Here is a 20,698-nt window from a genome sequence, read left to right as displayed (position 1 = left end):
TGCCTTGCAGGGTCGTTCCTACCTTGCAAGGCTTTCATCTTTAACATAAAAAATATGGAAAAAGTAATCGTAAAAAACTTTCGTGCCATCAAGGAAGCGGAAATAGAACTAAAAAAAATCACGATTTTAATAGGCGAGCAGGCGACTGGAAAAAGTACCCTTGCCAAAGTTGTGCATTTCTTTAAGACCCTAAAAGAAGAACTATTTAAAGCTGCCCTTTCACAAAAGGAGCTTTACAACGAGCTTAATATCAGAACCTTTCAGCTGATTGCGCGAAGAAAGTTCTACGACCTTTTCGGCTCTACCCTGCATTTAGACGACTTCTTTATTTCGTATCATTTCAACGAAGAGTCGTCTATGACACTTTCGCTTTTCCCCGATAAGCGATTGCGCGTAGAATTTAGCGAAGGCATGGATATTAGCCGCTTGGTAGAGGAGGCGCATCATCTCAAACGTTTTCTTATCAAAGAAAATGCGGTCTTTAATCGTTACGACAAGTGGCAACTTGAACAGGAGAAAGAAAAGCACCTCAATAGCCTTTCGCTTGTCCTCAATGCGGTTTTTCACAACAACCAAAACGATTTCTTATACCTATTGCCCAATAGGGGAGCTACCGTTGCCTATGCAGCCCTTTTCGAAAAATACCTTTTTGAAAGCCTGCAAGCCGCTTTTCGCCCTAACCAGCAAACGGCATTTCGTCAGAAAGTCTTTGCTACCGACGAGGCTTTGATGCTCGATTTTGTTCGAAAGGTAGAAATCATCAGGGGCATTTTCTATAAATATGGAGGCAGCTTTGAAAGCCTACTTCAAAATTTCTTTACCAATAAAAAAGACTACCTTTATATTCTACTTTCAAAGATAAATGAAATCTTGAAAGGGCGTTATGTCTTAGATAATTTTGGTGAGAAGATATTTTATGACGAAGAAAAGTACATAACCCTTTCCGACGCTTCTTTGGGGCAGCAAGAGGTTATCAGACTTTTACAAGATTTTCTTGTATCGGTATTAGAAGATAGCAGTGTTTTCAGAGTTTTGGAAAAACCCGAAGCAGGGCTTTCTCCTAATGAGCAACAGCAACTTATTGAGGCTCTTATTTTCACTGCAAACCACAATCCCGACAATCAATTTCTTATCACAACGCACAGCCCCTATATCTTGCATGCCTTCAACAACGCCATGTTTGCACAAAAAATGGCGCAACAGGTAGCACAAGATGAGGCTTCTCTATATGCCATAGATGCGATTGTTTCGGAAAGTTTCTGGCTAAACCCCAACGAGGTAGCCGTCTATGCGCTGCAAAGCGACCAAAGCCCCATCGAGAGTCTTATCAACGGTGAAACAGGATTGATTGCCCGCAATTACCTCGATTCTACCTTAGATAAATTAGCACAAGATTTTCACGACTTGAATTTGATTTTCCAAAAATAAAAATGAGCCTCCTGCCTGCTCAAAAGACAAACGAAGGTGCGTCTTTTGGGCAGGGCGAGGTTTCAAAAATGGTTGGGGTTCTTTCAAACAACTTTTTCCTTTCCTTAGTTCTTTTTTAAGCTCTTTTTTGTATGATGTCTAATTTTTGCAAAAAAATAAACCTAAATGTACTTATTTTTATAGGTACTTTGTTCGTTGGTCTTATTCTTCAAAAAGACGCACAAGGGCAGCATTTGGTATCGCCCCTTCAAATGCTAAATCCCGATTCTACGTACCACCTTGCCAAAAACCTGCATTTTTTCCCTTCCCCTGATGGCAAAGAAAAGATAGAACAAGTATCGGATTCGGCTTTTTTCGCTGCCAATTTTGGTGATACACTAATTTTAGAAGAAAAGCATCAATACATTTGGCTTTATTTTGAAGTAGAAAACCTAACTCCTCAAAGGCGTTGGTATTTGCAGGCAGACCAATACAAAGCCTTTTTGTATCAACAAATAGCCCCCCAAAAGTGGAAAGAGCAGATTTTTGGTTTCAATACCACTTGGGAAGAGGCAGCTAATATTTTTAGCAAATATGACTTACCTTTGGTTTTAGAGAAGGGGAAAAATGCTTTTTTTCTGAAAGCAGAAATAGAAAATTGTGGTTGTAGTTTTGACTTTCATCAGCGGCGAGCAAGGGCGTTTTTCATCGAGGCTGAACCTAAAATACTTAGTTTTTATGCAAAACAATATCTATTTGAAATATTTGTATTATCGGGAATTTTATTTCTTCTTATTTATAATTTTTTTATTGGCATTTATACACGCAGCCTCACCTACATTTTTTATACACTGACGACGGTAGGTTTTTGGTTTTATATATTGATAGGGTCTAATTTATTTAGAAATTCTTACTTAAACTGGTTTGATTATAAAAATATTTTAATATACCTCATGAATATTTCTGTGAGTTGTGCCGCGATTTTCTTTATTTTATTCGCGCTTTCATTTTTTCGCTTCAAAGGAAATCGCATCTTAATTAGGACATTTTATGTAAGTATCATACTTTTATTAGTGATTGTTTTTTATTTTTTATTTATTACTGTTTTTAAAAAAAGTTATTCATTTCATAATAATATAGTTATCGTATCTAACTATATGTACGTCTTTTTGGTAGTGGCGATGCTTCTTTTTTCATTTCTCAAATGGCGTGAAAAAGCGGCAGCAGCGCGTATTTTCTTCCTAAGCAATTTTATCCCTTGGCTTTTGATGGGATACTATGCCTTTTTGGTAATACTTTCAGTTCAAATAACGAGTCAGATACTAAATTATTTGTATGCGGCGGTGAGTTTGCAGGTCTTGTTTTTCTCTATTGCCTTAGCGCAGCGTTTTAATTTAATCAAGAAACAGGTAGCAGAAAAGCAGTTGGAAAAGGAGCAGCTCGAACGCCAAAAAGCCTTAGAGATGCAGAATTTAATCGCCCAGAAAAATGCGGAATTGGAGCAAAAGGTAGTCATTCGTACAAAAGAAATTGTTTCTAAAAATGAGGAATTAAATCAAATAATAGAAGAATTAGACGTAACAAATGAAAAGTTGCAGGAGGCTTTTGGCAGTTTGGAAACACAACATTTGCAAATAACGGATAGTATTCGTTATGCCCTTACGATTCAGGAGGCAGTTTTGCCCAAAGCGCAGGTTATTAGCCAAAGTTTGCCACAAAATGCCATTCTCTTTCTGCCTCGCAATGTTGTCAGTGGCGATTTTTATTGGTTTGCAGACTTAGGAGGGAGGCGCACTTTGTTGGGCGTTTTCGACTGCACAGGGCATGGCGTGCCGGGTGCTTTTATGAGCTTAATTAGTATTCAAATTTTGAATGAAATCGTTTTCGTCAAAAAAATCAATGAGCCTGCCGCCATCTTAGCAGCCTTGCAAACTGCCATTTATGATAGATTGCGACAGGAAGAAACCCAAAACAAAGACGGTCTGGACGCTGCCTTGCTTCTTATCGACCAAGTGGAAAAAGAAGTGCTTTTTGCAGGGGCAAAAAATCCGCTTTATTATTTGGCACACTCAAAAAAGGAAATACAGGAGGAAATACAAGAGGAAATCATGGAAATCAAGGGCGACAATATCTTTATCGGTGGCGAAAGTGCGCAAACGGCTTCTTTTACACAACACAAACTTTCCTTTGCCCAAAACAAACACACCTTTTTTATTGCCTCTGACGGCTACCAAGACCAATTTGGTGGGGAGGCTGCCAAAAAAATGATGAAAAAAGGTTTTAAAAACAACCTAAAAGCGGCTGCTAAGTTGCCCATTCACGAAGTAGATAAATTTTTATACCAAAGATTTCAAGCATGGAAAAAAGACGAGGAACAGACTGATGACGTTTTAGTCATTGCCTTGCGTCTTGGGTAGGGATATGAAATTCTGAAAATTAAACTCTAAAAGTTAGATTCAAATGCAGGGACAAGGCATTGCCTTTTCTGCATAGTAAAATTGAAAAACATGGTTTGCGCCTTCGCACATAGTTCGGACAACGCACCGCACTGTCCGAACTATATTTGGGTGATTTTTAAGAAAAACAAAATAAAAGTTTTAAATTGTACCAAAATTACACCAAAATTGTACTAATACCTTAATAAGCCCCAATTTCTTCTGCCAAGCCTTTCCACTCTGTCGAGTAGCGAAGGGGCTGAATCTCCACTCTGCCGCTACCTACGGGATTGCCTACGATATAGTTGAGTGCCGTTTGTAGTGAGCCTTCTTCTAAGTCGTTGAAATTGCGTGTGTAGTCGTCGGGGGCAGGAATATCTACTTCTATACCCTCGAAATAATCGGCTACGCCTACGGCATTGACTACCCGAAAGGCAATCGGCAGCACCACATGGGTCTGACCAATGCGCCAGCCATACGAGCCTACGGGTTTGCCATAAGTCTTTGTTCCAACGACTTTGACTTCCATATAAGGGCGCAAACCATTGATGATAGTTTCACTTGCCGAAGCAGTGCCTCCTGCGGTAATAATCGCTACCTTGTTCAAATTCAAGCTATTAGGGGTGCTTTCAAAGCGATAGATGCTATTTTGGTCTTGTTTTTTATCGTTATGGTCGATGGTCATAAAGACTTGTCCGTTTGCGTTGGGGGGGGCAATAAGCTGGACAAGCTGTTGGGCAATGCTCAATCTGCCGCCGCCATTGTAGCGCAAATCGAGGACTAATTCATTTGCACCCTGCGCCTCGAAATAGGCAAAGGCTTCATTTAGCTCTGCTTCGGAAGGCTCGATAAAGGCTTTGAAAACCAAGTGCGCCACTCGTCTGCCCTGATAGGGGACGACCTCGCGATACAAAACGGAATTGATTTGTACCGTACCCTTTTCTAAGGCATATTCCATCTCTACGCCCTCGCGCTCGATGGTAAAGTTGGTGATGATACCTGCCTGATTTGCACCCAATTCGGCACTGATGTCGGCAATTTCTTGCACGCGCTTGCCATTGATGCGCAGGATTTTGTCGCCGCGCTGCCAACCTGCCCTGCCTGCCGCTGAATTGCAATAGGCGAAAAGTACATAAAGATTGCGCTCACTATCCCAAGCAGAGCTATAACCATAGCCAAAATATTCGCCTGCCTGATAGTAGCGTTCGTATTCTTCTACCGTTGTGGCATAAGACCACCTATCGAGTGGGCGGTAGCGCAGAGCCTCTACTAAGGCTTCGGGGCTTTCGTATTCGGCAGGGTCTATGTCGGGTAATTCTTCATACCAATAATACCACTCTTTCATCAAATCATAAATAGAACGATTCGTCGCAGCCATCGGATTTGTGTCGGGCTGTGGCTCGTCGTCTTTCCTACAACTTGTGATACTCGTAATAAAAAGCAGCACCAGCAGCAGGGCAAGGGGGTAGCGTGAAAGCAGGCTTGCCGCAAATTTGGCACTGCCTCTTGTTTTTTTTGTGGGTATCTTGTGTTCTTTTTTCATATTGTTTAAAAATTAGAATTCGAAACTTCCCAAGTCATTTGGGTCTGATTTTGAGCCTGCAACCAATCGCGATACAAGATTTGGTAGCGTTGGGGGGCATCGAGAGCAGGACGCAAAAAAGCGTGAATCTGTGTCGTACTAACGGTCTGTCCTTCTTTTCTGTTCATAAAGATAGGGGGAAACTGTTTCTTTTCACAACAAAATTCAGCTTCGTACTCTACTTTTTCTAAGTTTTGTCCTAAAAGGTGAAACTTTATTATCTTTTCCGCTACCTTATCTGATATTTCAGATAGTTCCTTTTGAGAAAAATGTTGAGCAAAAAAGGTTTCGCGTTCATTTTGTACCGAAGGCGAATAGAGTGTAGCAGAAGACCAGATATGAGGCTTATCGGGGTCTTTTTGGGTTTGGTGCAAAGTTTCGCCGTCCCATCTTATTTCGTGTAGGTTTAATTTTGTTTTTGTAAGATGTTGATATTCAGGACTTTGTGCATTTTTGTTTTGCTTTTTGTCAGATTCTATCCAAACCAAAGTGAAAGGTTCGATGCCTTCGAAGTCTTGTGCTAAAAAGGCTTCTGTATTTGCCCAAACAAGGGCTTCTAATACCAAAAGTCCCCTACTTTTGCGATAGGGCGGGCGGCGCGTGTGCCTTTCGAATGCACCATTGAGCAGGCAGATGCAATCGCCTTGACGATTAAGCCCTAACCAAGTGCCAGCGGCTTGTGGGTCTTGTGCAAAAAGTAGTTCCTTGTTTTCTACCTTGCGCAGGGCAGGCGGTAGGGCGATTGGGCGCGTCCGAAGTTCGTCGCGATTCGAGGTCAGGATAAAGTTTTGCCCTTCGAGGGGCAGGTAGGTGAGCGTACACATAGCAGGTTTGTGTTAAATAAACCCTAAGCATTTTCCAGATGCTTAGGGTTTTTGTCAGATAACGATTGGAGAGCCTACGCCTTTATTTTAGCGGCTTCTTCGGCTTTTAGGTCTTTGCGCAAAATCTTACCTACGGGCGATTTGGGCAATTCGGTTCTAAATTCGTAATGCTTAGGGATTTTATAGCCTGTGAGGTGTTCTTGGCAGTAGGCTTTGAGTTCGTCTTTGGTCAGGCTTTCATCTTTTTTGATGACAAAGACCTTGACGGCTTCGCCTGACTTGTCGTCGGGAATCCCTATTGCAGCCACTTCCATTACCTTGGGGTGTCCGACAATCACATCTTCTACTTCGTTGGGATAGACATTGAAACCAGAAACCAAAATCATATCTTTTTTCCTATCTACAATTTTGAGGAAGCCATCGGGTTGAATAATGGCAACGTCGCCTGTTTTGAGCCACCCTTCGGGCGTAATCATATCGGCAGTCGCTTCGGGGCGTTTCCAATACCCTTTCATCACTTGCGGACCGCGCACCCAAAGTTCGCCGCGCTCACCTTCGGCAACTTCTTCGCCGTTGTCGTCTGCCAACATGACCTCTGTGGAAGGCAGGGGCAAGCCGATTGTACCCACTTGCTCGTTGCCGTCTAAGGGATTGCAGCTCACCACAGGCGAACACTCGGTAAGTCCGAAGCCTTCTAAAACGGCGCAGCCTGTGGTTTCTTTCCACTTTTGCGCCACTGCATTTTGCAGAGCCGTCGCGCCTGCAATCGCAATTTTGAGGTGGCTAAAATCTACATTTCCCACTTCGGGGTGATTAGCAATGGCATTGAAAAGCGTATTTACGCCCGTCATAGCCGTAATGGGGTACTTTTTAAAATCTTTCACCAGCGCGTCTAAATCGCGTGGATTTGTGATAAGCAAATTTTTTGCACCATAAGCAAAAAAGATAAAAGTATTAACCGTAAGCGAAAAAATGTGATACATCGGCAGCGGCGTGATGATAAGTTCCTGCCCCTCGATGAGTTTGCCCGACATCCAAGCCTTGATTTGCTCGGCATTTGCAATGACATTTCTATGGGTAAGTTCCGCGCCTTTGGCTACGCCCGTTGTGCCGCCTGTGTATTGGATAAAGGCGTTTTCATTTTTATCTACTTTGATAGGGGTAAGGGCATGCTGTCTGCCTTTGGCTAAGGCGTATCGGAAGGGGATTGCTTTGGGCAAATGATAGGCAGGCACCATTTTTTTGACATTCTTAACCACAAAATTTGTCAGGGTGCGTCTGAAAAAAGGCATCATATCGCCTACCTCTGTAATAATGACATGCTCTACGGGAGTCTTGTCTAAAACCTTTTCCAACCTATCGGCAAAATTTGCTAACACGACTAAGGCTTTCACCCCTGCATCTGAAAATTGATGCTCCATCTCGCGTGGCGTATAAAGCGGATTGGTATTGACTACTACCAAGCCTGCGCGAATTGCCCCAAAGAGCGCGATAGGATATTGCAAGACGTTGGGCATCTGAATCGCAATGCGGTCGCCCTTTTTGAGTTGTAATTCTTTTTGTAAAAAAGCGGCAAAGTGCGCCGACTGTTCTCCAATTTGGCGGTAGGTCATTTCTACGCCCATGTGAATGTAGGCGACCTTATCGGCATATTTTTCTATGCTTTCCTCTATAAGTTCAATCAGAGAGGCATAGCGTTCAGGGTCAATTTGATGCGGAACAAGAGAAGGATAGTTTTTCAGCCAGATTTTTTCCATGAGGTTTCGTTTGTATAAGTGTTGTAAGATAGAAAGGCGTGGTAGTTGATAAAAAACACAAGAAGAAGCACACAGGCAGGTGAGCCAATGGTTTTTTGTCAAATTTAAAAAATTTTCTTAGGCGTGGCAATCGAATGACGATTTTTTGTAGCGAAAATGACAAAATCTTTTCAAAAGGGTTACTTTGGGCTGCAAATTAAAGACCCAAAAGGCAAAGTGTGCCTACAAATTGAGGACACAAAAGCAAGGACAGGAAAAAATAACCGATATAGACACAATGTCTGCTCTCTTTGAAGTTGGATTGAAGTGAAATATTTTTAAAAATACAAGCCGCTGCCCATAATTTGCAACTTCGAAAAAAAGCCCTTATTTTGAAGCACTCAAAAAAAGGCGCGACGCAAGCTCGACTTTTGCTCCCCGCTGGTCGTAGTCTCCAACTAAGCCTTATCCATTCCGCAAATCTTAGATTTGCAGGGCTGCTACTATTAAAACACAGACAAAATAGCATTTTGTATTTGTTTTTTGCTATTTTTGCAGTACCTTACGGCGCAAATCGAAGATTTGCCGCACTGATAGGTCGTAGTCGGAGACTACGCCCAACAGGGGAATACAAATCCCAAAGTCTAAAAAAATATAATTATGAATAAAAACATTGAAAAAATACTATCTATCATAGATAATAATAAAGAAGTGCCTGCTACTACTAAAGACTTGTTAGTCGACTTATATCATGAAACAAATAAAAAAAATATGTTAAATATTATGTCAAATATATGGAATACTATATTTCATCAAGAAGATATGTCTGAAATTGCTTTTTTTATATCTCCAATTTTAGCTTATTCTATGGAGTATAAAAATAGTTGTTTCATGGAAACTATATCTTATATAAATATAATAGAGTATAATAGAGTTAAATTTAATATACATATAAGTAAAGATAAATTATATTTGTACGAAAAAGGACTTTGTTTAGTTATGAAAAAAAATTTGCAAAATAATTTCATTAAAAAAAAATGATGAAGAATTGTGTTTAGCCATCATAACTTTTATATCTTTGTATAAAAAACAATATAAAATATCTGATTTTTTAATCAATAATTATCAATAACAGTATTATAACAAAACAATATCCCGTTTTGTGTAGTGTTCTAATAACCAAAAAATAACCCAAATGTTAGGCTTAGTCTGCGACTAAGCCTTATCCCTTCCGCAAATCTTAGCTTTTCGTGGCTGCTACTATTAAAACACAGACAAAATAGCATTTTGTATTTGTTTTTTGCTATTTTTGTAGTATCTTACAACGCAAATCAAAGATTTGCCGCACTGATAGGTCGTAGTCGGAGGCTACGCTCAACGGGGACAAGAAACTCTTTAACTATCATGATAAATAAATCTATTACTTTCTTAGAAACAATTGCTTCATGGCATCATGCAGTATTTAAAACTAATAAAAACTTAAATTTACTAAATATAGAAAGTTGTATTTATAACGTATTTAATAAAGAAGATTGGAAACCCATTACTAAATGGTTACAATTTGAAAACGGATGTACTGAATATACAACTAATGAAATATTTAACATATTTGACATAAAAAAAACTATAAAAAACGATTTTTTTATAATAACAATGGAGTCATATAAATACAACACTGTTTTTTATATACCTACTTATAAACATTTTGAATATTTTATAGAAAATTATGATTTTTTTGTAAGTGAAAACATAGAATTTATGCAACCAATGAATTATATAGTTATATCCTTAGATAATATAGTTATGATTCATCATAATGGTTTAAAAGCAATTTATAGTAAAAACTATTTATAATATTAAGTATGATAGCATTTGAACCCCCCCCTGTTGTATGTAGTGTTCCCATAACCCAAAAAATAACCCAAATGTTAGGCTTAGTCTGCGACTAAGCCTTATCCATTCCGCAAATTTTAGATTTGCAGGGCTGCTACTATTAAAACATCTACAAAATAGCATTTTGTATTTGTTTTTTGCTATTTTTGTAGTATCTTACAACGCAAATCAAAGATTTGCCGCACTGATAGGGCATAGTCGGAAAGTACGCCCAACGGGGGACACAAGAGCAAGGACAAGAAAAAATAACCAATATAGGCACAATGCCTGCTCTCTTTGAAGTTGGATTGAAATAAAATATTTTTAAAAATATAAGCCGCTGCTTTAAATTCGCCCCATAATTTGCAACTTCGAAAAAAAGCCCTTATTTTGAAGCACTCAAAAAAAGGCGCGACGCAAGCTCGACTTTTGCGCTATTTTTATATTTTTTATTAGAATTATTATATTTTCAATCCACTTTATCTCTTTTCTTATGGCAGATATTCGCTATATTTGCGTATCCGACCTTCACTTTGGCGCATCGAGTAGCCTTCTAACGCAGGTCAATCCTTTTAGTAGGCAGATAGACCCTCTCAAACCCAGCCCCGCCTTAGTTTATTGGGTCAAGGCATTAAAGGAAGTAGTGCAAAAAAACAACCAAAAAAATGGCAATAAAGGCATAAAGCCTACTTTAATCCTCAATGGCGACATTTTAGAACTTGCCCTCTGCAATACCAATGAAGCCGCCATGTGCTTTGAGCGTTTTATCGAGCTACTCTTTCCTGCCGAAGAAAACCCGCAGGAGTGGCTCTTTGATACACAGATGTACTATCTACCGGGCAATCACGACCACCACCTTTGGGAATCGGCAAGGGAAACGCAGTACGTCAATTACATTCAGAGCGAAAAGTTAAAAAATGAGCCTTATCTGCCTATCCCTTGGCATACGACCACTATGTTTGATAACTCCGAAGGTGTGCCTGTTTTTTTTCTTAATAAGCTATTGCAGCGAAGGGAAGCATATAAGTCCTTGAAAGTCAGTGCTTTATATCCCAATATGGGCATCAAAACGGCAAACGGGCAAAAGGCGATTATTTTTTCACATGGGCATTATATTGAATCAATTTATATGCTCATGACCGAACTAAAAACCATGATTTTCCCCGATAGGCGCAAGCCCGAACAGATTTGGGACATAGAAGCCGAAAATTTCGCTTGGATTAGCTTTTTTTGGTCTACTATGGGGCGTTCAGGCGAAGTAGGCAAAGACATCGAACTTATTTACAACAAAATGCAAGACCCGATTGCGCTTCGCAAACTCACCGATAACTTAGCCCAAAGTTTAGCCGACCGCCTAACTGATACGATGGTTACCGAATTTGCCGCTTCTAAAATTTTGGGTACAGCCTTTGGTTATCTTTTTGGAAAGGCTGCCAGTTCAGAGCGCGGTTTTTCCGACCAAATTTTAGACGAAAAAACACAAAAGGGCTTAAAAGATTTCATAGAAATTCCTTTAAATCTTCAAATTAGAGGCGAACTAAGCGGTCAAATTCCTACCGACCTGACCTTTATTTTCGGACACACCCATAAGCCTTTTGAGCAAATGATTACATACGGCGGCTATCCGCAGGGTATCAAAGTCTATAACGACGGCGGTTGGGTAGTGGATACGGTCAAGACACAACCCTTGCATGGCGGCGCAATGCTCTTTATTGATGAAAATTTAGATACTGTTTCGTTACGAATCTATAACGAAAACAATTATGAAGTGCATCTGGCAGAGGCAAAGTACCCCAATCAACCTGTTTCGCCGCTTTATGAAGCCCTGCAAAATGTGGTCAATCCGCAAGATGATTTATGGCGTGGCTTTGGCGAAACCTTAGCGCAGGAGATAAAGGTGCGTCAGGATTTATTAGAATATGAAATTAAAATGAGAAGTGCTGAATAAGTCAGAATCAAAACTAAAAAAGAATAAAACTAACAGTTCTTTAAAACTGTTAGTTTTAGCTTTAAAAAATCTTAATAAGTAATATCGCCAAAACGGTCGTAGAGAAGTTGCCTTTTTTCGGAAGATAAATTGATTTCATCACCATTTTTCATGCGCACAAAACCGCCTTCTTTTTTACTTATTTTTTCAATTTCATAAATATTGATAATATAAGAACGATTGATGCGCATAAAATAGCCTGTATCTTCTAATCCATTGTATTCCTGCAAACTTTTCGATACCGTAAGTTTTGTACCATCTACAAAGACAATATGCGTATAAGAGCTATCCGCTTTTAGGTAGAGTAGCTCCTGAATGGGGAAAAATTGCAAGCCTTCGGCAGTCTGAAAGGCGATTTTTTTCGCCGAATTTGCTTCTAAATTCTCCTTTAATGCCAAATATTGTTTGCTCCTACTCTCTTGTTTTTTCCGCACAATGCGCTCGAAAGCGCGTTCAAGTTGGTCTATGCGCGTCGGTTTGAGCAGGTAATCGATGGCAGCTAATTCAAAGGCTTGTAAAGCATATTCATTGTAAGCAGTAATAAAAATAATATCAAAAGTTACCTGTTCGGGTTCGAAAAAATCCAATAAGTCCAAACCTGAATAGCCGGGCATTTCAATATCAAGTAGCACAACTTGAGGTTTATATTTGTTTATTGCCTTAACTGCTTCGGGTACAGAAGGCACATCTGCCACTATTTCCACCTGTGGGAAATTTTGAGAGAGCATACCGCGCAGGGCTTGTCGCGCATGGGCTTCGTCATCTACAATCAGTGTTTTGAGTTTCTCCATTTTGAGTCTAATTTTGAGTCTGGTGTTAAATTTGATAAGAAAATAGCTTTTATTTTACTTATCAAGTGGAATAATTAGTTGTACTCGCGTACCAAGTGCTACCCCGTCGGGCGATTTGAGGTCTTCTATTTTGAGGCTAATCGGATTCTTACGCTTTTTATTAAGCAGCTCGATGCGGCTATCAATCGCTTTGAGGGCGAAGGATTCGCGCTTTTGGTAGCGTTTGGCGTTGATTTTTTGCGAGGCTTCGCGCCCGATTCCATTATCCTGAATTTCTATGAGTAAATTTTTGTTTTTAAAAGTGAAATAAATAAGCAGCAATTTTTCTGCTTTTTTATGCAAAAGCCCATGTTTGACAGCATTTTCTACAAAGGGCTGCACTATCATAGAAGGCAAAAAAAGTGAAGTATCTAAATCAGAATTTACTTTGATTTTGAAAAAGAAATCTTCACCAAAACGCAATCTTTCCAAGGAAAGATAAGTCTGTATGCTTTCTATTTCTTCTTTTATTGAAATTTCTATTTGGTTAGAAAAATGAAGTGAATAGCGCAAATGAGTAGAAAAGTGGCTGATGTAGTCGCTGGCTTCGTTAATTTTATTGCTATAAATCAAACCTTGTAAAGAACCTAAAACATTATACAAAAAATGAGGATTCATTTGAGAACGAAGTGCCTGCATTTGCGATTCTATAATTTGTTGTTTTAAAAGTTCTCGCTTTTGTGTCTGCTCCTGCACCAAGCGCACAATTCCAAAGACAATCAAAAGCAATAGAAATAGGCTTAGGCTCAAAAACCAATTCTGCCACCAAAAGGGCTTTTCTATCTGAAAATAAAAATGAATTTCATCTGAAAAACTCTGATTATCAAGGTCTTGCATCAAAATCTCCACTTCATACACGCCATAATCTAAGGCTGCAAAAGAGAGAGAGGGGCTGCTTCTGCCTATTTCGCCTTGTTGTATGAGGTCTGTGTTGCGCCAAAGACGATAATAAATTTTAAAATTATTACTAATAAAAAAAATAGGGTCTAATAGGATAAATAAATTGTTTTTTTCATAAGGAAAAGTATTTTTAACGCCATACTTTTCTTTTGCTGCTATCTCATTCGACGTATCGGAAGTAGTTGCGTAGCGGAAATAAGAGAGCGGCGCGTCTGAAATAGTTGCAGAAACAATATTTATTTTAGGTTTTATAGTTTGAGATGATAAAATATTTCCTTCTTCTGATAGTCTAAAATAAATAATCCCAAGCGGACTACAAACCCAAAGATAGCCATTCTGCACCGCAAAAGAATTGAGATAGGGTATCCCAATTTGTTCGGGTAGCGCAACTTTTTCTACCCGATAATCGCGCAAATGGACTCGCCAAAGGCTTGTACCCGCCAATACGTAAAGCCATTCACCTGCGACTTCCATCTGCCTAATAACCTCCTCTTTGAGCTTTTCCGAAGTACCAATCTGTGCCACACAGCGCGTATTTTCAAACACAAAAACCCCCTGCTGCGTCGTTCCTACCCATATTCGCCCTGTCAGTGAGTCCTGCACAAGGCGCGTGGCATTGATAGATTTTCCCTCACAACTCAAAATTTCGCGCTTCAAAATGTGCGCCGAATCCAGATTTTCATAGACAAAAACGGCACGCAAAGCCGCCACCCAGAGTCGCCTTTTATTAGACAGAGCTTTTTTTTCTAATAGTAATGATTTTACTCTAATTTCATCTATTATCTTTTTTTCTTCTAAAAGTGTAGATTTATTTATTTTTTTTAAACTAAAATTAACAATATTATTATTTGAAGCACCGTAATAATTTTTATCTTTATCAAAAATGATGGCACGATAGTATATGTTTGTATTTTCACTAAAAATATTAAAATTTGTATCTAAAATTTGATACCCTGTATGAACTGTTTTGTCGGTAGGATTGTAAAAAATAAAAGGAGGTTGTATATTTTTGAGGTGCGTCAGAAAACTTTTTTCTTCGCCATTGATGGGGTCTATTTCCGAAATTCTGCCGCTGGGTGTGGAAGCGAAAAGACGATTTTGAGTTGCATATAACATTTTATAATTACTTTTGTTTTGATACTGATAAACTGATAAAGAAGGAATACAGTACAGTCCATTATCTAAGGTCGCTACCCAATAATGCCCCTGATAATCTTGGCAGAGGTCGGAAACACGCAGTTGTGGCAGAATTTGCTCGGCTTCCAAAGTCAGAAGCGGATATTTTTTTTGTGAGTCAGAAGGCTTTAATATCCAAAGTCCGTCATTGCTACAAGCCCAATAGTAATCTTTTTGATATGAAAATAGACTATTTATTGTAATATTTTCATTGTTTTTATTTTTCCATACTATAGAATATTTTTCTTCTATTTCTACTGTATCCTCCTGAAATTTTAGCTCCAATAAAGTTGTCGAGGGATTTAAGTATTTGCTAACCGTAGTCGTAATGTTCTCTTTTTCTAAGAAAGCAAATCTCAAATTTTCATATAAATTATTGTTTGTTTTTATATTCTTTATGTCAATTTTGTTATTTTTCAATGTAGCCATAATAACAAACTTTTTAGTTGAATTATCTTCTTTTTTAGAATAAAAAACAAATATATTTTTTTTATATGTATATATTGAATTAAAATAAATACTTTTTTCATTTGTCTTATATTTATAGATAATTTTCATTTTTTCAGTATCGGCAACAAAGAAAGCATCTCCATAGAGAATCCAAAGTAAATTTTGATGAAAACTAATTTTAGAAATAAGATTTTGATTTGGTATTTCTTTATGAAAAGGAACTAAGTTTAATTTTTTAGTAATACTATCTTGCACAAAAATTTGGTTTGAAAAATTACGACACCACAGTCTATTTTTTGCATCAACAAAAATATCGGTAGCCGAATTAGAAAGCTGGTTTTCAAAGTCTATCTTGCGAAAATTTGTTCCGTTGAATGAAAAAACGCCTATATCAGTACCTAAATAAAGTGCGCCTGTTGCCTCGTCGGTATGTAAATCATAGATAGTTTCAGAGGGCAAGCCTTGTTCTAAATTTATTTTTTTGATAAATATATTTTTAAAATTTATGTCATTGGATTGACTATAAATTATATGTTTTACAAAAATAAAAATGATGAAAATAAGAAATATACTAAAAAAATATTTACATCTTTTTAATAAAATATTTGAATCAAAAACAAGAAAGGGATTGATAGAAAAAAACTTTGGCATTGAAAAAGTCATTGCGATTTTATTTTGAAGACTGCAAAATAGAGAAAAGAAGTTTGAAGGTTGCGCCTTTTTAGCGAAGGTGCTTTTTGGGTTAGTGAAAAGCCGTTTTTATCTATTGAAAGAACGCACATTAGCACTTAAAAAGACTTTTTTGCCACTAAAATAGTGGAAAAATGGCAGAAAACTTACGCGCTATCCGCTTCTATTGTTCTTTTTAGACTTCGGTTTTGGGTTCAGGTGTTCTTTTTTTTCCTACTTTTGTAGGTGTCTAAGGTCTTTTACTCGAACAAGCCAAATCATCTTTATTTATTAAAATGACATGAAAAAATACTTTTCTTCTTCCTTTTTTATTATTTTTTTCGGGTTGTTTTCTTTTTTTATGCCCCTTATGTCCGTTTTTGGGCAGAATTGTACCGCTTGCGATATAACAGTGAGCGACAATAGCAGCGACCTCAATCTTGCGGCGGCTAACCAAACGGTTTGTATTACAGGAAATTTTACTTTTACACGTGGCATAAGTTTTAATAATTATGCAACTGTTATTTGTATCGACGAAACCGTTACCTTCAATCCTGCCTATCAAAACGGGATTGCCAGCACAGAATACAATCTTTATGGCAGTTGGAATATGAACAATGGAAATATTTGCGGAAATTGTACCATCAATAATTACGGAACACTAAGCAATTTTAGCGCAATAGATGGAACATTAAATCACTTTTCAACGATACCTATTTCTGTTACAAATTTAAATATTAATAGCAATGGTGTTTTAAATATTGGAGATAATAGCGTTTTTAACGTTACGGGTGCAATGACCAATAACAACGAAATTATCTTGGGCGGCACGCTCAATGTTAGTGGCTCTTTCACCAATAATAGCGATGGCGAAATAGAAAATAACGGTTCTATAAGCGTAGGAGGGGCTTTTAGCAACAACGGCGACATGTGTAGCAGCACCTGTGGCGAGGTTACTGTGGGCGGTTCTTTCGTAAATAATGGGGGAGCTGGTTTGGGTTATGATACAAATAGTAATTCAAATTGTGGAGAATTAAGTGTCTGTGTCAATGGCGGCACTGTCAATAATGGCGTAATTGGCAATCAGGTTACACAAAATTGTCCGCTTCTGCCTTGTCCGCCGCCCACGCCGCTTGCTTTGGATACGCTTGTTTTGCAGGTGCAGCAGCAGGGCGAGCAACTTTATTTCAAGTGGCAAGCCACTCAAAACTTGCCGCGCGGTGGGCTGTTTTTGATAGAAGAATCTGCCGACGGACAAAATTTTAAGCCCATTTTTCGGCAGCCTTTTATAGATACAGACCAAAAAGATTGTCAATGGCACTACCCTAATCCGCGCTTTTCAAAGGCGTACTATCGTCTTTCCTTTGCTTCTTCTTTGGGTGTCAAGCCACTTTCTTGGGCATGGGCGACGTTTTATAGCCCTTCGCAACCCCCTTTTTCGCTTTTTCCAAACCCTACGGAAGACATTTTGAAGTTGCAATTTGCAGATAACACCCTGCTTTTACAGGCTTTTCAGATTGAAATTTTAGGAGCGCAGGGGCGTGCTTATCGACAGATAAAGGCGGCTGATTTAGCACAAGTATCTGATAATCAAATTGTTATCAATGTAGGCTTTTTGCCTGCGGGACTTTACTTTTTACGATTTCAGAACGCCACTCAAAATTATATACTTTCTTTTATTAAAAAATAGTTTGTATGTTTTCATTTAGAAAAGCAAAATTAGAGGATAGTAAAATAATTGCTTATTTTATGATGTTGGCTATGGAAGATATTGTCTATAATTTTTTAGATGAAAAAAATTACGAAAAAGCTATAAATTTTCTATCTTTTTTTGTAGAACAAGAAAAAAATCAGTATTCTTATCAAAATTGTTGGTTGATGCTGGAAAATGATATAAAAAATGACACAAAAGACGATACAGAAAATGGTGCAAAAAACAAAGTTGAGCGTGTGTTTGCCTGTGCCAATATCTATGCAGGTGCAGATTTAAAAGAATTGCGACAGCCTATTGCAACTTATATCGAGTCTAATTTCAATAAAAAATTTGAGATTGAAGACGAAACCCAAGCAGGCGAATATTACCTCGATACCTTAGCCGTCTTGCCGCAGAAGCAGGGGGCAGGTTTGGGTACAATTTTTTTACAATTTTTGATAAACCAAATTGTAGTAGAAAAAAGAGAAGTTTTTGGACTTTTGGTAGAAAAAAATAATTTTTTAGCTAAAAAGTTATATAAAAAAGTTGGTTTTGTCTTTGTAAATGAAACAACCCTAACGGGCAAAGCTATGGAGCATTGGCAAATAAGTCCTGCCCTCGAAGGTTTGCACTTTATGAGGTAGGTGAAATGGATTAAATAATATGGGATAGAAGAAATGGCAATAAGTTAAAAAATTGTAAAAAAGACAGAACGCACGTCAAAATTTGCAAATAAAATGAGAAAGTGCTATTTTTACAGCTTACTTTTTCAAAAACAAACTTACTTTTTATGCGCAAACTCATTCTCTATATCGCTACTTCGGTAGATGGTTTTATAGCCAAACCAGAAGATGATTTAAGTTTTTTGTCTATCGTTGCCAAAGAAGGAGAAGATTATGGCTATCAGGCTTTTGTAGAAAGCGTAGATAGCGTCATTTTGGGCAGACGCACCTATGATTGGGTAAATAAAAATGCGACTTATCCGCATCAAGACAAACAAACTTATGTCCTGACGCGCCAAACAAAAGCAAAGGAAGGAAATATTACTTTCTATGATGGGTCTTTGTCTGAATTAGTTTCCGAACTAAAAAAAGTTACAGATAGGCAAAAAGCAGACAAAAACATCTTTTGTGATGGCGGAGCGCAAGTTGTGGCAGCTTTGCTCGCTCAAAATTTAATTGACGAACTTATTATTTCTATCGTTCCAATTTTAGTTGGAAATGGGATTAAACTCTTTGAGCAGGAACGCCCAGAAATGCGTCTTACTTTGGTAGATGTTAAAAAATTTGATACAGGTTTGGTACAACTTCACTACAAAAAGTATTAGAAGCAAAACTAAGAAGAACTGTATCTAAAAAGTTTTGTTAAGTACAATTTTTTAGATACAGCTTTTCTACTAATTTTCTAGTAACTTCTGTTCCTTTTCCCAAGCCTCGAATTGGATAACGTCTTGATTGATAGAGTCTAAAAGCCAAACAATTAGCGTAATATCGTCGGCAAAGCCCAAAAAGGGTAGGAAGTCGGGCAGCAAGTCTATGGGCGAAACAAAGTAAATCAGAACCGCCACAATGCGCACTAAGGTATTGATGGGCAAATTTTTATACCTGCCTGTAACTAAGGCTTTGACCATTCTAACTAATAAAAATACCTTTTCTTTCAAATCTTTTCCTAAACTATTGATAGACCCACCTGCCGCTTTATCCATAACGGCTTTGGCAAGTTTGAGGGCTTTGTTCTGATTGGCGGCTACATCAAAGGCTTTTTTGAGGGCTTTTTTGAAAAAAGGCGAACCCGTAACGTATTTGGGTTCGTCGTGCAAGGGAGAGGACATAGATTTTAGACTTAATTTTTTGCATTTTATCGGAAAAAAGCTAATTTCGCACTTTCTTTTGGGTTTTCCAAATCTATTTTTGATTTTATTTGATTTTTTAGATAAATAATGCGCCCTTTTAAAAATAAAATGCAGCACTGTATTTTTTTCGTTTTCTAACTTTTATAGCCAACACAAAATAGCAACATTTCAATATGAAAATTTCTATCATTACTCCTTCCTACAATCAAGGCGCGTTTTTAGAAAAAACCTTACGCTCGGTAGAAGAACAGCAATATCCCTTTTTAGAACACATTGTCATAGATGGGGGGAGTCAGGATAATTCTGTAGAAATTATAAAAAAATATGAAAAAAATTTAGCATATTGGGAATCGAAACCCGATAAAGGACAAAGTGACGCGCTCAATAAAGGTTTTGCGCGTGCCACAGGTGAAATTATTACTTGGCTGAATAGTGATGATTATTTACTACCTAATGCGTTACACAAGGTAGCGCAAGCGTTTCAAGAAAGTAAAAAACAAAATAAAGAATTAGATTTAGTTTTTGGAAAAAGTATTTTATTTGGCGATAAAATGTCGGATACAATAAGCGCACCTAAGTCGCCCGATTTGGCTTGGAAGGGCTTGGCAGGACTGCCTTTTGCACAGCCTTCTTCTTTTTTTAGTAGAAAGCATCTGGAAATGGTACAAAAAGTAGATGAAAACTACCACTATGGCATGGACTACGATTTCTTTGTGCCTATCTTTTTGAGCGGTAAATATCAGGAAATAGATTTTATTTTTTCAAAATATTTATATCATACCAATAGTAAAACGGTCATGGCGCAGGCTAAATTTGCAGTAGATTATGCCAAAATTTTTAGTAAAGTATTGAGAACATTAGGAGCTACGGTGGCGATTGAAAAAATGAAACAGGTTGGTTTTTATAGCGAAGGTACGGATAGATATTCGGTAGAAGTACAAGAAAAGTTTAAAAATCTAACAGAAGCGGCGCAAGAAAAACTATTGGCTTATCACCTTCACAATTTATTGATTTTTTATTATCAGGGCTTGGCTCTGAAAGAAACGCAGCAGATTGCCAACTTTTTGGCGTTCAAACTGCCTGCTTATGTGAGGCAAAACCCTGAATTAGAACAAGTTAGATGGCGAAGCCGCTATCTTCCAGCGTGGCTTATTCGTCTTTTGCGACGCTAAGAAAGGACGCAGGCGGCGGCAGTAGAGAAAAGTTCGGCGAAGAACTTGACTAAGACTTGACGGGGGACTTTGCTTTTTTGCTTTCTTTTCCTATCTTTACTTGTTATCCTTTG

The 20,698-nt window shown here is 38.1% G+C and carries 15 protein-coding genes; 9 read left to right on the top strand and 6 right to left on the bottom strand.

Features of this window, described 5'->3' with window-relative positions; all coding sequences use genetic code 11:
- Window positions 1-54: 54 nt before the first annotated feature.
- Together G500_RS0103490 and G500_RS0103480 are read left to right on the top strand one after the other, a co-directional pair.
- Entirely contained in the window at window positions 55-1,428 is a 1,374-nt protein-coding gene (locus G500_RS0103490) for an AAA family ATPase (protein ID WP_027001578.1), read from the top strand.
- A 131-nt stretch (window positions 1,429-1,559) separates the two neighbouring features.
- Window positions 1,560-3,824 carry a 7TM diverse intracellular signaling domain-containing protein gene (locus tag G500_RS0103480; RefSeq protein WP_086047795.1) on the top strand — a complete coding sequence of 755 codons (2,265 nt, stop codon included), beginning with the start codon at window positions 1,560-1,562 and terminating at the stop codon, window positions 3,822-3,824.
- A 220-nt stretch (window positions 3,825-4,044) separates the two neighbouring features.
- Here the strand turns inward: G500_RS0103480 and G500_RS22170 are convergent, their stop codons facing one another.
- The 3 genes from G500_RS22170 to G500_RS0103465 all read right to left on the bottom strand — a co-directional run bounded on the left by G500_RS22170 (window position 4,045) and on the right by G500_RS0103465 (window position 8,005).
- Entirely contained in the window at window positions 4,045-5,385 is a 1,341-nt protein-coding gene (locus G500_RS22170; RefSeq protein WP_051203250.1) for a S41 family peptidase, read from the bottom strand.
- Between the two features lie 5 nt (window positions 5,386-5,390).
- Window positions 5,391-6,248 (bottom strand): NRDE family protein, encoded by an 858-nt coding sequence (locus G500_RS24780; protein WP_051203249.1) that lies wholly within the window; start codon window positions 6,246-6,248, stop codon window positions 5,391-5,393.
- 74 nt (window positions 6,249-6,322) lie between these two features.
- Complete coding sequence (locus G500_RS0103465; protein ID WP_027001576.1) at window positions 6,323-8,005, bottom strand: AMP-binding protein; 1,683 nt, start codon at window positions 8,003-8,005, stop codon at window positions 6,323-6,325.
- 639 nt (window positions 8,006-8,644) lie between these two features.
- On the opposite strand from G500_RS0103465, the gene G500_RS0103450 reads away from it, so the two are divergent.
- The 3 genes from G500_RS0103450 to G500_RS22160 all read left to right on the top strand — a co-directional run bounded on the left by G500_RS0103450 (window position 8,645) and on the right by G500_RS22160 (window position 11,804).
- On the top strand, window positions 8,645-9,025 hold the full coding sequence (locus tag G500_RS0103450) for a hypothetical protein (RefSeq protein WP_027001574.1): 381 nt from the start codon (window positions 8,645-8,647) through the stop codon (window positions 9,023-9,025).
- A gap of 363 nt (window positions 9,026-9,388) precedes the next feature.
- Window positions 9,389-9,838, top strand: a complete 450-nt coding sequence (locus G500_RS0103445) for a hypothetical protein (RefSeq protein WP_161626072.1) — start codon at window positions 9,389-9,391, stop codon at window positions 9,836-9,838.
- A gap of 511 nt (window positions 9,839-10,349) precedes the next feature.
- Complete coding sequence (locus G500_RS22160) at window positions 10,350-11,804, top strand: metallophosphoesterase (RefSeq protein WP_051203248.1); 1,455 nt, start codon at window positions 10,350-10,352, stop codon at window positions 11,802-11,804.
- Between the two features lie 71 nt (window positions 11,805-11,875).
- On the opposite strand, the gene G500_RS22155 is transcribed toward G500_RS22160, so the two are convergent.
- Window positions 11,876-12,634 carry a LytR/AlgR family response regulator transcription factor gene (locus tag G500_RS22155; RefSeq protein ID WP_051203247.1) on the bottom strand — a complete coding sequence of 253 codons (759 nt, stop codon included), beginning with the start codon at window positions 12,632-12,634 and terminating at the stop codon, window positions 11,876-11,878.
- 54 nt (window positions 12,635-12,688) lie between these two features.
- Entirely contained in the window at window positions 12,689-15,658 is a 2,970-nt protein-coding gene (locus G500_RS0103425) for a sensor histidine kinase (protein WP_161626071.1), read from the bottom strand.
- A gap of 580 nt (window positions 15,659-16,238) precedes the next feature.
- Here G500_RS0103425 and G500_RS0103415 point away from each other — a divergent pair.
- The 3 genes from G500_RS0103415 to G500_RS0103405 all read left to right on the top strand — a co-directional run bounded on the left by G500_RS0103415 (window position 16,239) and on the right by G500_RS0103405 (window position 18,888).
- Entirely contained in the window at window positions 16,239-17,558 is a 1,320-nt protein-coding gene (locus tag G500_RS0103415; RefSeq protein ID WP_211220126.1) for a T9SS type A sorting domain-containing protein, read from the top strand.
- Between the two features lie 5 nt (window positions 17,559-17,563).
- Window positions 17,564-18,205 (top strand): GNAT family N-acetyltransferase, encoded by a 642-nt coding sequence (locus G500_RS0103410; protein WP_027001570.1) that lies wholly within the window; start codon window positions 17,564-17,566, stop codon window positions 18,203-18,205.
- A 146-nt stretch (window positions 18,206-18,351) separates the two neighbouring features.
- A complete protein-coding gene (locus G500_RS0103405; protein ID WP_027001569.1) occupies window positions 18,352-18,888 on the top strand; it encodes a dihydrofolate reductase family protein in 537 nt (178 codons plus the stop codon).
- A 69-nt stretch (window positions 18,889-18,957) separates the two neighbouring features.
- Here G500_RS0103405 and G500_RS0103400 read toward each other — a convergent pair whose 3' ends face one another.
- A complete protein-coding gene (locus tag G500_RS0103400) occupies window positions 18,958-19,392 on the bottom strand; it encodes a YkvA family protein (protein ID WP_051203246.1) in 435 nt (144 codons plus the stop codon).
- 194 nt (window positions 19,393-19,586) lie between these two features.
- Between G500_RS0103400 and G500_RS24775 the strand changes: the two genes are divergently transcribed.
- Entirely contained in the window at window positions 19,587-20,585 is a 999-nt protein-coding gene (locus G500_RS24775) for a glycosyltransferase family 2 protein (RefSeq protein ID WP_051203245.1), read from the top strand.
- The last annotated feature ends 113 nt before the right edge of the window (window positions 20,586-20,698 follow it).

It is taken from the genome of Hugenholtzia roseola DSM 9546 (genome assembly GCF_000422585.1).
Lineage (GTDB): Bacteria > Bacteroidota > Bacteroidia > Cytophagales > Bernardetiaceae > Hugenholtzia > Hugenholtzia roseola.
The sequence above is the reverse complement of the archived record's forward strand: the minus strand, read 5'-3'. Positions and strand labels throughout refer to the sequence as shown.

Bases quoted from the DNA above. Each gene is read 5' to 3' on its own strand.
- G500_RS0103490 (WP_027001578.1), top strand. From the start codon at position 55: ATGGAAAAAGTAATCGTAAAAAACTTTCGTGCCATCAAGGAAGCGGAA.
- G500_RS0103480 (WP_086047795.1), top strand. From the start codon at position 1,560: ATGATGTCTAATTTTTGCAAAAAAATAAACCTAAATGTACTTATTTTT.
- G500_RS22170 (WP_051203250.1), bottom strand. From the start codon at position 5,385: ATGAAAAAAGAACACAAGATACCCACAAAAAAAACAAGAGGCAGTGCC.
- G500_RS24780 (WP_051203249.1), bottom strand. From the start codon at position 6,248: ATGTGTACGCTCACCTACCTGCCCCTCGAAGGGCAAAACTTTATCCTG.
- G500_RS0103465 (WP_027001576.1), bottom strand. From the start codon at position 8,005: ATGGAAAAAATCTGGCTGAAAAACTATCCTTCTCTTGTTCCGCATCAA.
- G500_RS0103450 (WP_027001574.1), top strand. From the start codon at position 8,645: ATGAATAAAAACATTGAAAAAATACTATCTATCATAGATAATAATAAA.
- G500_RS0103445 (WP_161626072.1), top strand. From the start codon at position 9,389: ATGATAAATAAATCTATTACTTTCTTAGAAACAATTGCTTCATGGCAT.
- G500_RS22160 (WP_051203248.1), top strand. From the start codon at position 10,350: ATGGCAGATATTCGCTATATTTGCGTATCCGACCTTCACTTTGGCGCA.
- G500_RS22155 (WP_051203247.1), bottom strand. From the start codon at position 12,634: ATGGAGAAACTCAAAACACTGATTGTAGATGACGAAGCCCATGCGCGA.
- G500_RS0103415 (WP_211220126.1), top strand. From the start codon at position 16,239: ATGTCCGTTTTTGGGCAGAATTGTACCGCTTGCGATATAACAGTGAGC.
- G500_RS0103410 (WP_027001570.1), top strand. From the start codon at position 17,564: ATGTTTTCATTTAGAAAAGCAAAATTAGAGGATAGTAAAATAATTGCT.
- G500_RS0103405 (WP_027001569.1), top strand. From the start codon at position 18,352: ATGCGCAAACTCATTCTCTATATCGCTACTTCGGTAGATGGTTTTATA.
- G500_RS0103400 (WP_051203246.1), bottom strand. From the start codon at position 19,392: ATGTCCTCTCCCTTGCACGACGAACCCAAATACGTTACGGGTTCGCCT.
- G500_RS24775 (WP_051203245.1), top strand. From the start codon at position 19,587: ATGAAAATTTCTATCATTACTCCTTCCTACAATCAAGGCGCGTTTTTA.